Annotated in this window: 11 protein-coding genes and 1 pseudogene; 8 read left to right on the forward strand and 4 right to left on the reverse strand. The window is 38.5% G+C overall.

From position 1 onward, the window contains the following. Positions 1–57: 57 nt before the first annotated feature. The 6 genes from P4S65_RS11225 to adk all read left to right on the forward strand — a co-directional run bounded on the left by P4S65_RS11225 (position 58) and on the right by adk (position 6800). Positions 58–384 carry a YbaB/EbfC family nucleoid-associated protein gene (locus P4S65_RS11225; RefSeq protein ID WP_002962306.1) on the forward strand — a complete coding sequence of 109 codons (327 nt, stop codon included), beginning with the start codon at positions 58–60 and terminating at the stop codon, positions 382–384. Between the two features lie 7 nt (positions 385–391). After that, entirely contained in the window at positions 392–1000 is a 609-nt protein-coding gene (gene recR, locus P4S65_RS11230) for a recombination mediator RecR (protein ID WP_337120157.1), read from the forward strand. 288 nt (positions 1001–1288) lie between these two features. Continuing rightward, on the forward strand, positions 1289–3190 hold the full coding sequence (locus P4S65_RS11235; RefSeq protein ID WP_337120158.1) for an MFS transporter: 1902 nt from the start codon (positions 1289–1291) through the stop codon (positions 3188–3190). Between the two features lie 4 nt (positions 3191–3194). Further along, complete coding sequence (locus tag P4S65_RS11240; RefSeq protein ID WP_337120159.1) at positions 3195–3932, forward strand: RluA family pseudouridine synthase; 738 nt, start codon at positions 3195–3197, stop codon at positions 3930–3932. A 118-nt stretch (positions 3933–4050) separates the two neighbouring features. Further along, positions 4051–5964: a molecular chaperone HtpG gene (gene htpG, locus P4S65_RS11245; protein ID WP_096792842.1), complete on the forward strand. Its 1914-nt coding sequence runs from the start codon at positions 4051–4053 to the stop codon at positions 5962–5964. A 191-nt stretch (positions 5965–6155) separates the two neighbouring features. After that, a complete protein-coding gene (adk, locus tag P4S65_RS11250; RefSeq protein ID WP_007375855.1) occupies positions 6156–6800 on the forward strand; it encodes an adenylate kinase in 645 nt (214 codons plus the stop codon). A gap of 88 nt (positions 6801–6888) precedes the next feature. Here adk and tpx read toward each other — a convergent pair whose 3' ends face one another. Beyond that, positions 6889–7470: a thiol peroxidase gene (gene tpx, locus P4S65_RS11255; RefSeq protein WP_007375854.1), complete on the reverse strand. Its 582-nt coding sequence runs from the start codon at positions 7468–7470 to the stop codon at positions 6889–6891. Positions 7471–7696: 226 nt separating this feature from the next. On the opposite strand from tpx, the gene P4S65_RS11260 reads away from it, so the two are divergent. Together P4S65_RS11260 and P4S65_RS11265 are read left to right on the forward strand one after the other, a co-directional pair. After that, the gene (locus P4S65_RS11260; protein ID WP_007375853.1) at positions 7697–8701 is read left to right on the forward strand and encodes a response regulator; all 1005 of its coding nucleotides are present in this window, start codon (positions 7697–7699) and stop codon (positions 8699–8701) included. A 3-nt stretch (positions 8702–8704) separates the two neighbouring features. Continuing rightward, the gene (locus tag P4S65_RS11265) at positions 8705–9676 is read left to right on the forward strand and encodes a sensor domain-containing diguanylate cyclase (RefSeq protein WP_337120160.1); all 972 of its coding nucleotides are present in this window, start codon (positions 8705–8707) and stop codon (positions 9674–9676) included. Positions 9677–9889: 213 nt separating this feature from the next. Here P4S65_RS11265 and P4S65_RS11270 read toward each other — a convergent pair whose 3' ends face one another. From P4S65_RS11270 to P4S65_RS11280, 3 genes and pseudogenes are all read right to left on the reverse strand, one after another. Then, a complete protein-coding gene (locus P4S65_RS11270; protein WP_033028618.1) occupies positions 9890–10795 on the reverse strand; it encodes a universal stress protein in 906 nt (301 codons plus the stop codon). A 5-nt stretch (positions 10796–10800) separates the two neighbouring features. Continuing rightward, a complete protein-coding gene (locus P4S65_RS11275; RefSeq protein WP_337120161.1) occupies positions 10801–12315 on the reverse strand; it encodes a SpoVR family protein in 1515 nt (504 codons plus the stop codon). Between the two features lie 19 nt (positions 12316–12334). Beyond that, positions 12335–13617: pseudogene (locus P4S65_RS11280) on the reverse strand (YeaH/YhbH family protein). Positions 13618–13636: the final 19 nt, after the last annotated feature.

A 13636-nucleotide genomic window follows, 5' to 3' on the forward strand; every position in this document is an offset into this window, starting at 1 on the left:
CTTACAATCGCCCTTATGTTCATGTTAATTAATGTATTAAAAGAAAGAGAGAAAGTTATGTTTAAAGGTGGAATGGGCAACATGATGAAGCAAGCGCAGCAAATGCAAGATCGCATGCAAAAAGCCCAAGACGAAATCGCAACTCTTGAAGTTGTTGGTGAAGCTGGTGCTGGTTTAGTTAAAGTAACTATGCTTGGTAACCACAATGTACGTCGTGTTCAGCTTGATGAGAGCTTGATGGAAGACGACAAAGACATGATTGAAGACTTACTTGCAGCAGCATGTAACGATGCTGTACGCCGTGTTGCAGAAGAAACACAAGAGCGTATGGGTAAAGTAACTGGCGGTATGCAATTACCACCAGGTATGAAAATGCCGTTTTAAGTAAATAATGCAACTTTCAGATAGTTTAAATCAGCTTATAGAAGCACTGCGCTGTCAACCGGGCATTGGTCCAAAGTCAGCGCAACGTATTGCTTTTCACCTGCTTGAGCGCGACCGAAAGGGAGGCACTCAGCTTGGCAATGCATTGACAAAAGCAATGACCGCCATAGGGCATTGCCAGTCTTGTCGTACTTTTTGCGAACAAGCGCAATGCGATATTTGTTTAAGTACAAAGCGCCAAGATAGCGGTATATTGTGTGTTGTTGAGTCGCCAACTGATGTGCTCGCTATTGAGCAAACGGGTCAGTACTTAGGGCTATATTTTGTTTTAATGGGTCATTTATCGCCAATTGACGGTATCGGCCCTAAAGAAATTGGCTTAGACGTTTTAGAGCAAAAACTTGCTCAAGGCGGTATTAATGAGGTTATTTTAGCGACTAACCCTACCGTTGAAGGTGAAACTACTGCTCATTATATTGCGCAGCTTTGTCATAAATATAAAGTAGATGCCTCGCGTATTGCTCACGGTATTCCTGTGGGAGGCGAGCTTGATTTGGTTGATGGTAGAACGCTGATGCATGCCTTTAGTGGCAGACGCGCTGTTACTCAAGACTAACTTAAAGTCACTATTTGAAAACATATTGTAAAAGCCTACATGATTAACTTATGTAGGCTTTTTTTAAGGTAAGCTTAGAAGCAGTCTAATACCAATCCGCAATAATACTTAATCATTTTGCGGGCTAAACGTGTCGCTACCTGCATTAAAAAATTCTCAGTTAGACAACTAAATAGCGAATTTTTGCCTAGCTATCAACACGTTTTTCCGCCCTAAAAATAGATCATTTAATTAAACGAATTGGTATAATATATTTTTGGGCTATGTCTCTAATTAGTAAGGAATACAATGAAAGATAACCAACCCTATCAAGGTGCATTACTGGGTAGTAAGCGTTTTTTACCGCTTTTTATTACGCAGTTTTTCTCAGCAATAAACGATAACGTGTATAAGCAATCGGTGCTTATTTTATTGATATTTCAGGCTGCAACGCTTGCAGATGGCGCACTTTATTCTAATATTGCTGCGGGATTATTTATTCTACCTTTCTTTTTATTTTCAGGGATGGCGGGGCAGCTTGCTGAAAAAACAGAAAAGTCTAAGCTCATTAGAATCGTAAAGTTGTGTGAAATTCCTATTATGATTGTAGGTGCTGTCTCAATTTTAACTCAGTACGTTTGGCTGATGTTAGCCACCGTATTTTTAATGGGTGTGCAAAGTACGTTTTTTGGGCCATTAAAATACTCTATTTTACCTCAGCACGTTGCACCTAGCGAATTAACAAAAGCGAATGCCTTGGTTGAATCGGGCACGTTTGTAGCAATACTGATCGGTACAATTTTTGGGACCTACTACATTACTCAATCCCTAGGTCCTACGGCTATAAGTATTGCGGTATTAGTGCTGGCTGTTATGGGATATGTAAGCAGTCGTTTTATACCCGTTAGTGAGGCGAACGAGCCAAACTTAAAATTTACCTATAATATATTTTCATCCACAAAAAACGTATTTACAGCACTTAATTCGCAAACAGAGTCGGTTGGTAAGTCAGTGCTTGGGATCAGTTGGTTTTGGTTAATTGGCGCCATCGTTTTAACGTCCCTACCAAATTATGTAAAACATGTAATGGGCGGCGATGAATTGGTGGTAACCAGTGCACTGGTTGTATTTTCATTGAGTATTGCTATTGGTTCATTACTGTGTGAAAAGTTATCTCGCTCTCGTATTGAGCTAGGCATTGTGCCCTTTGGCGCTATTTTAATTACCTTGTTTTTATATTTACTGAGCCAAGAGCCCGCTATCAGTACCTATACACCTCAACATACTGAATTATTAACGCTCGCACAGGTATTAAAAACAGGCGATATGATGTGGCATTTCATATGGATGGCAGGCATAGGCATTGGCGCCGGTTTTTACACTGTACCGCTATATGCGCTTATTCAACAACGGACTGAAGAAGCGAGTCGATCACGAGTTATAGCGGCTAACAATGTATTAAATGCCTTGTTTATGGTCGGTAGTGCTGTTTTAAGTATTGCCACGTTGTCTATTTTTCAGTGGAGTATTTCAGAGCTATTATTGTTACTTGCGGGGCTAAATTTACTTATTTCTGTTTATATTTATACCAAAGTACCTGAATTCTTTTTACGCTTTGTTATTTATATTTTGGCCATTTGTATGTACCGCGTAAGAACAAAAGGCGAAGCTAACATTCCTAATGAAGGTGCCGCTGTTATTGTGTGCAACCACGTTAGTTTTGTTGATTGGATGTTTATTTTGGCAGCGTCACCAAGGCCTATTCGGTTTATGGTATTTGCGCCTATTTATTATTCGCCAGCTCTACATTGGTTATTTAAAATGGCTAAAGCTATTCCCATTGATAGTGAAAAAACGAACCCAGAGGCGTTTAAAAAAGCGTTTGATGAAGTGGCTTCTGCGCTTGAAAAAGGCGAGCTTGTTGGTATTTTCCCCGAAGGGAAGCTGACTAGTGACGGCTCTATCGATATTTTTCGCCGTGGAATAGAGCGTATTATTGCACGCTCTCCTGTGCCCGTTGTTCCTGTGCATTTAGGGGGCTTGTGGGGAAGTATGTTTAGCCGAAAAGCTAAGTGGCAATTACCGCGATTAAAATGGTCTTTGGTGTCGGTTGCAGTGGGTGGCCCGATTGCAGCTGACAAAGTAGTAGCAGACGATTTACGTGAGCATGTATTGGCTTTAAAAGCGCTTCATTCAAAAGATATTGACTAATTTAATGATTAACTTAATGGCTAACTCAATATCGCATACACCTTCAGAACCACACATTATAGTTGATGACTTTGTAGCGCCTAAGTGCGACGAGTTTATTGAAATATTATATCAAGATGATGATATTTTATTGATTAATAAGCCCAGTGGACTATTGAGTTTGTCGGGTAAAAACCCACTTAATTGGGACTCAGTACATTATCGTTTGGTACATGGGCAGGAAGGGTTAACAGCCTCATTTACAGAGGCTAAGTTACCGCATCGGTTAGATTTGGGTACATCGGGTATTATGATTGTTGGATTAAACGCGATTGCGTCAAAGCATCTTAATAAACAGTTTCAGGCACGTACTATTCAAAAGCGTTATGTAGCGATGCTTGAAGGGTGCTTGGCTGTTAGTGAGGGGGAAATTACTGCACCAATAGCAAAAGATAAGCTGCTTTTTCCGCGAGTTAAAATTTGCCAATCGACTGGCAAAACCGCAGTCAGTGAATATAAAGTACTGGAACGGCTAAAACAACCATACAGAACCTTAGTGCAATTTACGCCAGTTACTGGGCGTACTCATCAGTTACGAATACACAGCCAGTTTATAGGCCACCCTATTTTAGGTTGCGATTTATATAAAAGTGCGCAAAGTGAAAATATGGCTGGGCGCTTACAATTACATGCAAGCGATTTATATTTTGAGCACCCCGTCAGCGGCGAGAAAATTCATATTAATTGCCCGCACTCGTTTTAAATAATTTTACTGTTCTTTGTTTTCGTTTCACCTTTTTTAAATTTTTCCCTTGAAGTTCTAACACCTCACCCCATATTAAGTGCATAACGCAGACACTTTGCAAATTGGAGATATATAAATGACTGCAGCTCAAAAAGAAACATTAGGCTTTCAAACAGAAGTAAAACAATTATTAAACTTAATGATTCATTCTCTTTATTCTAATAAAGAAATATTTTTACGTGAACTTGTGTCAAACGCATCAGATGCGGCAGACAAGTTACGCTTTTTAGCACTATCTCAAGGCGATCTATACCAAGGCGACGCTGATTTACGTGTGCGTATTAGCGCAGATAAAGAAGCAAACACAATTACCATTTCAGATAATGGTATTGGTATGACGCGCGATGAAATCATTAGCTCATTAGGGACTATTGCAAAGTCAGGCACTGCTGAGTTTTTCAAAAACTTAACAGGGGATCAAAGTAAAGATTCACAATTAATTGGTCAATTTGGTGTTGGTTTTTACTCAGCATTTATTGTTGCCGATTTAGTAACTGTTCGTACACGTAAAGCGGGTGAAACAACAGCTTACGAGTGGGAATCTCAAGGTGAAGGCGAATACACACTTCAAGAAATTGAAAAAGAAGGCCGTGGTACCGATATTATTTTACATCTTCGTGATGAAGAAAAAGAATTTGCTGACGATTACCGCCTACGTGGCATCGTAACTAAATACTCAGACCATATTTCAACGCCGGTACAAATGTTTAAAGCAGAAGTACCAGAGTCTGAAGGCGAAGACGGCGAAAAAATTCCAGCAGTACCAGGTGAATGGGAAAGCATTAACCGCGCAACTGCATTGTGGACACGTGATAAGTCAGAGCTTTCTGATGAAGAATACAAAGAGTTTTACAAGCATGTAAGCCATGATTGGGAAGAGCCACTTAGCTGGGCACATAATAAGGTTGAAGGTAAGACTGAATACACTAGCCTTTTATATATTCCTAAAAAAGCACCTTTCGACTTATGGAACCGTGAACGTCAAAGTGGTTTAAAACTTTACGTACAACGTGTTTTTGTAATGGATGATGCTGAGCAATTCATGCCAAGCTACCTTCGCTTTGTGAAAGGTTTACTAGATTCAAACGATTTACCACTGAACGTATCTCGTGAAATTCTACAAGACAACAAAGTAACGCAAGCTATTCGTAAAGGGTGTACATCGCGCATTATTAAAATGCTTGAGCGTATGGCTAAAAACAAAGCTGACGATTACCAAGTATTTTGGAATGAGTTTGGCCAAGTAATGAAAGAAGGCCCAGCTGAAGATGCGGCAAATAAAGAAGCCGTATGTAAGCTACTACGTTTTTCGTCTACTCATACTGATTCAGAAACACAAGATGTGTCGCTTGAGCAATATGTTGAGCGCATGAACGAAGGCCAAGACAAAATTTACTATGTAGTGGCTGATACATTTACCTCTGCGAAAAACTCACCGCATTTAGAGATTTTCCGCAAAAAAGGCATTGAAGTATTACTACTAAGTGACCGTGTTGATGAGTGGATGATGAGCCACTTAACTGAATTTGCTGATAAGCAACTACAGTCAATTACACGTGGTGACTTAGATTTAGGTAAGCTTGACGACGAAGAAACTAAAAAAGCGCAAGAAGAGTCTGAAAAAGAGATGGCTGGCCTTGTTGAGCGTATTAAAACAGCACTAGGTGATGACGTTAAAGAAGTACGCTTTACGCACCGCTTAACAGATTCTCCAGCATGTGTTGTAAGCGACGACAACGACATGAGCTCACAAATGCAAAAGCTAATGGAATCTGTTGGTCAAGCAGCCCCAGAAGCAAAACCTGTGTTTGAGCTAAACCCAGAGCACCAACTTGTTAAGCATTTAAATGATGAACAAGATGAAGATAAGTTTTCACAGTGGTCACATGTTTTATTAGACCAAGCATTACTTGCAGAGCGCGGTACACTTAAAGATCCAACAGGGTTTGTTACTCGCTTAAATAAACTAATGCTTGAACTAAGCAAATAAGCAAATAGCTATTTACTCAGTTAATAAAGTATAAATTATATACTTTAAATAAAAGGGAACGTGTGTTCCCTTTTTTAATGCGCTGTAAATACACCTGCGACTCATCAATTAGTATAAGTTGCTTGAGTATCTGCGGCGCTTGTGGAAGAATTCAGGCTTTAAAATAAATATCCATACTAGGGGACAATAATATGCGCATTATTCTTTTGGGCGCGCCGGGTGCAGGTAAAGGTACTCAAGCTCAGTTTTTAATGGACAAATACGGTATTCCACAAATTTCTACTGGCGATATGTTACGTGCAGCAATTAAAGAGGGCACGCCATTAGGCTTAGAAGCAAAAAAAGTAATGGATGCTGGTCAACTAATTTCTGATGATATTATTATTGGTTTAGTAAAAGAGCGTATTACTAAAGCGGATTGTGAGAAAGGCTTTTTACTTGATGGTTTCCCGCGCACAATTCCTCAAGCCGATGCAATGAAAGAAAATGGCGTAGTGGTTGATCACGTTATTGAATTTGACGTGGCTGACGAAGTGATTGTTGAGCGTATGGGCGGACGTCGTGTTCATCCTGGTTCTGGTCGTGTTTACCATGTTGTTTATAATCCACCAAAAGTGGAAGGTAAAGATAACGAAACTGGGGATGACTTAATTGTTCGCGCAGACGATACTGAAGAAACAGTACGTAAACGTTTAGGTATTTACCACGAGCAAACTATGCCATTAGTTGATTACTACCAAGCAGAAGCGGCGGCTGGTAACACTCAATACCACAAACTAGATGGTACGCAAGCTGTTGAGGCTGTAAGTTCACAACTTGGTGAGCTTTTAGGTTAAATTTAAAAGCCTATTAAAAAACCGCCAATTGGCGGTTTTTTGTTTTAAGGTTGTTTAGCATTGCTTAATCAGTGCTATTTAATCGGCTTTAAAGCGTTTTAAGTTTCTCAATTACGCTGTTGTATTCTGGTTCAGTTGAAAGGCTACTAACGAGTTGTTTATAAATAATGCTGTGGTTTTCGTCTAATATTATTACTGAGCGAGTTAGTAACCCCATATCTTTAATAATTAACCCATATTTTTGGCCAAAATCGCGCCAAACAGAATCAGATAATGTAGTTATTTTGTCTATGTTCTCAGCTTTGCAAAATCTTTTTTGAGCGAATGGCAAATCGGCACTAATAGTAAGCATTACAACTGCAGGAAATTGCGTCGCAACTTTTTCGTTAAAGTGTTTTGTTTGTAGACTACAAATACCAGTGTCTAAACTTGGTACTACACTAATTAAAATAGCTCGGCCCTTATAATTATCCAGTGTGACAGGTGTAAAGTTTCCATCGACAACTTTAAAATTAGGTGCGTTATCACCAACGGATACACCTTTACCGAGTAAAGTAACCGTCTTACCCTGTGCAGAGACTTTACCTATATCGAGAGTGTTTTCTGGGATATCAGAAGCGAAAGCCATAGAACAAAAAATACTTAAGGCAAAAGTTAATGAGCGGAGCATAGGAGTTTCCTTTTTAAATTAACGCAATAGGCGTCAGTGTATTATACTGCGTTGGAGTAACCAAGGTATTATCTGTGCCTCTATAAAATTGGTAATGATTCAGTCATATAAAAAAACTGTAAATAGGCTATACTTTGATTAACATGCAGTTACAAAAATATCTTCTATAATAAAAATGCGTGTATCACTTTTGGTATGTATAACTGGTTAAAAATAGAGAGATAGTATGTCAACATCTGTATTAATATGTGATGATTCAAAATTAGCGAGGCGTCAATTAGCCCGTTCTCTACCTGATGATTGGGATATTAAAGTTGAATTTGCGATAGATGGTGTTGATTGCATCAAACAAATAAAATCAACTGAACCTGAAATCCTTTTCCTTGATTTAAACATGCCAGAAATGGATGGCTATGAAGTTTTAATGGCCATGAAAGAGCTTGGGCTCAATATACTTACAGTTGTAGTTTCAGGTGACATACAGCCTAATGCTCATCAAAGAGTGCTTGAACTGGGGGCTATCGATTTCATCCAAAAACCATGTTCCCCTCAAAAATTAGCCGATATTATTGAACACCATGGCATTAAAGATAAAGCCATGCGTGAACGTCTTTCTCATTCTCTAGGTGAGCAAGTAGACCCAGATGTGCGAGATATATACCAAGAGCTAACTAATGTTGCTATGGGTCAAGCCGGTGATTTACTTGCGCGATTACTTAATGTGTTTGTTGAGCTGCCAATCCCAAATGTGAATATCTTAGAGGTTAGTGAACTCGATATGGCGCTACGCTCTATTGATAATAATGCAACCACTTCTGGAGTTTGTCAGGGGTTTATTGGAGGAGGTGTATCTGGAGAAGCATTATTATTACTTAATGACTCTAGCTTTAAAGAGATAGCCTCACTGATGAATTACGATGGTGAGCTTAATGACAAAGTGGAACTTGAGTTACTTATGGATATAAGTAATATTTTAATCGGGGCTATTTTGACTGGTCTTTCAAAACAACTCGATATGTCGTTTAGCCAAGGTCATCCTATCGTACTTGGCCAGCACAGAGATGTATCTGAATTAGTGAAAGCGAATAAGTCGCGCTGGCAGCGTACGCTTGCTATAGAAATTAGCTATGGTATTGAAAATCACGATATTAACTGTGACCTTATGCTGTTATTTACTGAAGATTCACTTAAAACTTTGAAATACAAAGTTGCTTACCTATTAGAAGACTAAGTTATGGCTGCTGATTTAGATATGAATGAAATCCATTGGTTAATGGATATGTTTAACACCGTTGATGTAGGTTTAGTTGTATTTGACAGGGAGTATAAGGTGTGTGTGTGGAATGGTTTTATGGAAAACCATTCGGGGTTATTACCAAGTGCTGTAAAAAATAAAGATTTATTTGATTTATTTCCAGCTATAGATGAAAAGTGGTTTAGAAGTAAATCAGAGCCAGTATTTGTACTAAAAAATCGCTCGTTTACCATTTGGGAACAACAACCCTATATATTTCGCTTTAAAAACTATCGCCCAATTACTGGCAAAGCTGAGTATATGTATCAAAATGCGACATTTATACCGCTTACTAATATACGAGCAGAAGTTAGCCATATTTGTATCATTCTTTATGATGTAACTGATATTGCAGTTAACAAAAAAGAGTTAGAAGAGCTAAATAAAAGACTTGAGCAAGTAAGCCAAACCGATGGCTTAACGACGTTATACAATCGTGGTTATTGGGAAAGTATGCTTAAGCAAGAGTATTTACGAACAAAACGTAATGCAGGGTGTAGCTCTCTGTTAATGTTTGATATTGATCACTTTAAAAAGGTGAATGATAAGCATGGTCATAGTTGTGGTGATGAGGCGTTACGCCATATTGCAAAGTTATTACGTACCACATTACGTGAAACAGATATTGCTGGACGTTACGGTGGTGAAGAGTTTGTATTAACTCTACTTGATACCGATAAGCAAGGGGCTGAAATATTTGCTGAGCGCTTAAGGGTGTTGATTGAATCAAGCCCTGCCTTTTATAAAAATGTTGAAATCAAGATGACAATAAGTATCGGAGTTGCGTGCTTTAGTAATGAATTTAAAGATCATGAACGTTGGATTGAAGCCGCTGACAGGGCTCTTTACTTTTCTAAAAATAATGGACGCAATAAAGTCACTGTTTTTGATGATATAAAAAATGACGCTTAAGCATCATTTTTATTAATCACTCTTTATACCAATGCGCAATAATATTTAATTAATTTGAGTGATTAAATCTGACGTTAACTGCGTTAAAAACTTCTGATATACGACTGCATGGATGCAGAAGGTAGAGCAATGTAAGAGTAATTAGCGATAACAACTAAATAACGAATTCTTGCCTTGTTATTGATACGATTTTATTACCTCAAAATAAAGCACTTAATTAAGAAAATTGGTATTAAATTGAGTGGGGGGTAAAATAAGTAAATCGGTTTTAAGTAAGCGCATTATTTTTTCTGCTGTGTTGCCAATAAGCTTTCCCTTAATACCCACGTTGCCTACTGAGCCAATAATCACTAACTCAGCATCAAGTTTTGCTGCCAAGCTTGGTATGACTTGCTCCGCTAAGCCCGCTTTAATGTGTAATTTATCACGCAAGTTGTATTCATTAATCAGATCACGTTGCAGTGCCGGTAATTTTTCGAATGCATTGAGTACTTGTTCATCTGAAAATACAATGCCTAAGTCTCTCAAAATAGGTGAGACGTGCACGGTATAACATGCATAAAATTCGCAGCCCTCTGAGTTAGCATAATCTAAGCCACAGTTAATAATAGCTTTATTTAACTGATGCTTAGATGCCTTTTCGCTGCCTAAATCAAGAGCAGCTAACACATTACAGTTATTTCTCCATTTATTATCTGCGGCCAAATAAAGTGGTATTGGTGAAAATCGAATAAGCTGCCAGTCAAGTTCGCTAAATTGAGTTTGAGCATCAATATGCCTAGTTTTTATTGCCATATCATAATTAGTTGCGTTTATTTCGTTATTTAACCATTGCTCTGGTGATTCATGCCAAACCGTTTGAAATGTATACTCACAATCAGTTAGCTCTTTTTTTAATAGAGGTTCTAATGTTGCTCTGAGTAATGAAAGTTGTTTGTCTTGAATCGCAAGTACTTGCTCTGGTGATAATGAAAATAATATATTACCAGTGTCTTCATAGCTAAACGCAACAATATCAATATGTTTACTGTCTTGTAGTGCTTTTTGTTTTGCGTGTAATAATGCTGTTTTTGCACAATTTACTGAGTCGATCAGTACGAGAAGCTTTTTCTTATCCATTATATTCACTCTGTTGTATGACGAGTGTCATCTGTTGGACATTGACCAATAGTTGAAATCTCACCAGAATTAGACTCTTCTTCCAGTTTTACCTTAAAGCCCCATAGCCTGTAAAGATGTTTTAGCACTTCTTCATGTGAGTTTGCCAATGGAATGCAATTATGAGGTACATAGCGAAGTGTAAGTGCTCTATCACCTCTAATATCAACATCATATACTTGAATGTTAGGTTCATGATTACTTAAATTATATTGCGCGGAGAGCACTTCTCTAACTGTTTTATAGCCGCTATCATCGTGTATCGCACCAATCTCTAAATGGGGATTATTAGTATGGTCAATAATAGTAAATAATTTGAAATCACGAATTAACCTCGGCGATAAAAACTGGCTAATAAAGCTTTCATCTTTAAAGTTTTCCATGGCAAAGTGCAATGTATCTAGCCAATTACTGCCTGCATACTCAGGAAACCATTTTTTATCTTCTTCAGTTGGATGTTCACATATTCTGCGAATATCAACCATCATGTTAAAACCTAAAGCATATGGATTAATGCCTGAATAATACTTACTGTTATAAGGTGGCTGATAAACTACGTTGGTATGACTTTGTAAAAACTCTAACATGAATGAGTCGGTGAGCTTCCCTTCATCATATAAGTGATTAAGGATGGTGTAGTGCCAAAATGTTGCCCAACCTTCGTTCATTACTTGAGTTTGTTTTTGCGGGTAAAAGTATTGCGATATTTTACGGACAATACGTATCACTTCACGCTGCCAAGAGTCGAGTAATGGGGCATTTTTTTCAATAAAATACAAAATATTTTCTTGAGGCTCAGTAGGAAAATGGCGTTCTTTCTTTTTAGTTTCGTGTTGCTGTTCGGGAATCGTACGCCACAATTCGTTTACTTGTGATTGTAAGTATTCTTCACGTTCTTGTTGGCGTTTTTGCTCTTCAAAGAGTGATATTTGCTGTGGACGTTTATAGCGATCGACCCCGTAATTCATTAACGCATGACAAGAGTCGAGTAAGCTCTCTACCTGAGTAATACCATATTTTTCTTCACAGCGGCTTATGTAGTTTTTAGCAAATACTAAGTAATCAATAATTGAGCCAGCATCGGTCCAGGTTTTAAATAAGTAATTACCTTTAAAAAATGAGTTATGTCCGTAACATGCATGCGCCATTACAAGCGCTTGCATAGGTAGGGTATTTTCTTCCATTAAGTACGCAATACAAGGGTCTGAATTTATCACTATTTCGTAAGCGAGGCCCATTTGCCCGCGCTTATAATTTTGCTCTGTTTGGATAAACTTCTTACCGTAAGACCAATGACTGTAGCCAATAGGCATGCCAACGCTTGAATAAGCATCCATCATTTGCTCAGCCGTTATCACTTCAATTTGATTAGGGTAGGTGTCTAATCTGTAATGAGCAGCAACGCGAGCAATTTCACCTTGGTACTCATCTAATAAATCAAAGGTCCAATCTGGGCCATCACTCAATCGTTTATCATTCATAATGCTACCTCGCTTTTGGCTATGCAGAGTTTTGCTGTTGACGACCTTTTTTAAATAGCTCCCTAAAAATTGGGTAAATATCTTCAACGCTTTGAATATGCTGTATGGCGAAATTATTATGGCTGTGTGTTATAGATTCATATTCGCGCCATAGGCTTTGATGAGCACGAGTGGTTATTTCAATATAAGCAAAATAACGTACTGCGCTTAAGAGCTTATTACGCAAAATTTCACCACATTGCGGCGTGTCGTCCGCCCAGTTATCGCCATCAGAGGCTTGTGCGGCGTATACATTCCACTCATCTGCGTGATAACGTTCTTTTATTATTTCATTCATTAATTTAAGAGCACTCGAAACAATAGTGCCGCCAGTTTCTTGGGAATAAAAAACTCTTGTTCATCTACTTCTTTAGCTTGTGTGTGGTGACGTATATAAACAACTTCTATGTCTTTATAGCTGCGCGTTAAAAACTGATAAAGTAAAATATAAAAACGCTTAGCCATGTCTTTTGTTGGCTGATCCATTGAGCCTGACACATCCATAATACAAAACATCACCGCTTTGCTGGTGGGATGAGGGCGCTTTTCGTAATTACGAAAACGTAAATCGTAGTTATCAATAAACGGAACCGACTTAATTTGCATTTTTAATGCTGCAATTTCTTTTTGTAATAAAGCAATTGCCGCTTTATCGCTATGTGGCTCACTAAGTAACAGAGTAAGCTGTTTTTCAAGCTCGACTAGTCGGCGTTTTTTACCTGCACTCATGGCCACACGGCGCGCAAGCGAGCCTTGAAGTGATCGAACAATGTCAATATTACTTGGCATACCGTCGCTACAAAATCCTGCGCGATGGGTTTTCATTTGCACTAACTTATCAAGTTGGTTTTCTTGTAAGTTAGGAAGTTCTAGATCTTCAAACAGTAAATCAAGGTATTCATCTTTTGAAATAGAAAATACAAACTCATCTTGTCCCTCGCCTGAATCGCTGGCGTCTCCTTCACCGGCACCGCCGCCTTGTCCGCCTTTAGGGCGCTCAACTTTATCACCGGTAGAAAACTGATCGTTACCAGGGTGAATTTGTTCTCTATTCCCGCCTTTTCCCTGATGAAATGTAGGTTCGCTGATATCGCGTTGTGGAATAGAAATACTCTCACCAGAGCTAGAATCAGTGACGCTGCGTTTGTTAATCGCATCTGAAACCGCTTCTTTAATTTGTTTTTTATAGCGCCTAATAAAGCGCTGGCGATTAAGCGTACTTTTATTTTTTCCGTTTAAACGCCTATCTATAAAATGCGCCATAATGACCTCCTATATACTA

The organism is Pseudoalteromonas sp. B131b, assembly GCF_037162545.1.
GTDB classification, from domain to species: Bacteria; Pseudomonadota; Gammaproteobacteria; order Enterobacterales; family Alteromonadaceae; genus Pseudoalteromonas; species Pseudoalteromonas fuliginea.

Excerpts from the sequence above, each read along its gene's own strand:
- P4S65_RS11225 (WP_002962306.1), top strand. The coding sequence starts at position 58 with ATGTTTAAAGGTGGAATGGGCAACATGATGAAGCAAGCGCAGCAAATG.
- recR (WP_337120157.1), top strand. The coding sequence starts at position 392 with ATGCAACTTTCAGATAGTTTAAATCAGCTTATAGAAGCACTGCGCTGT.
- P4S65_RS11235 (WP_337120158.1), top strand. The coding sequence starts at position 1,289 with ATGAAAGATAACCAACCCTATCAAGGTGCATTACTGGGTAGTAAGCGT.
- P4S65_RS11240 (WP_337120159.1), top strand. The coding sequence starts at position 3,195 with ATGATTAACTTAATGGCTAACTCAATATCGCATACACCTTCAGAACCA.
- htpG (WP_096792842.1), top strand. The coding sequence starts at position 4,051 with ATGACTGCAGCTCAAAAAGAAACATTAGGCTTTCAAACAGAAGTAAAA.
- adk (WP_007375855.1), top strand. The coding sequence starts at position 6,156 with ATGCGCATTATTCTTTTGGGCGCGCCGGGTGCAGGTAAAGGTACTCAA.
- tpx (WP_007375854.1), bottom strand. The coding sequence starts at position 7,470 with ATGCTCCGCTCATTAACTTTTGCCTTAAGTATTTTTTGTTCTATGGCT.
- P4S65_RS11260 (WP_007375853.1), top strand. The coding sequence starts at position 7,697 with ATGTCAACATCTGTATTAATATGTGATGATTCAAAATTAGCGAGGCGT.
- P4S65_RS11265 (WP_337120160.1), top strand. The coding sequence starts at position 8,705 with ATGGCTGCTGATTTAGATATGAATGAAATCCATTGGTTAATGGATATG.
- P4S65_RS11270 (WP_033028618.1), bottom strand. The coding sequence starts at position 10,795 with ATGGATAAGAAAAAGCTTCTCGTACTGATCGACTCAGTAAATTGTGCA.
- P4S65_RS11275 (WP_337120161.1), bottom strand. The coding sequence starts at position 12,315 with ATGAATGATAAACGATTGAGTGATGGCCCAGATTGGACCTTTGATTTA.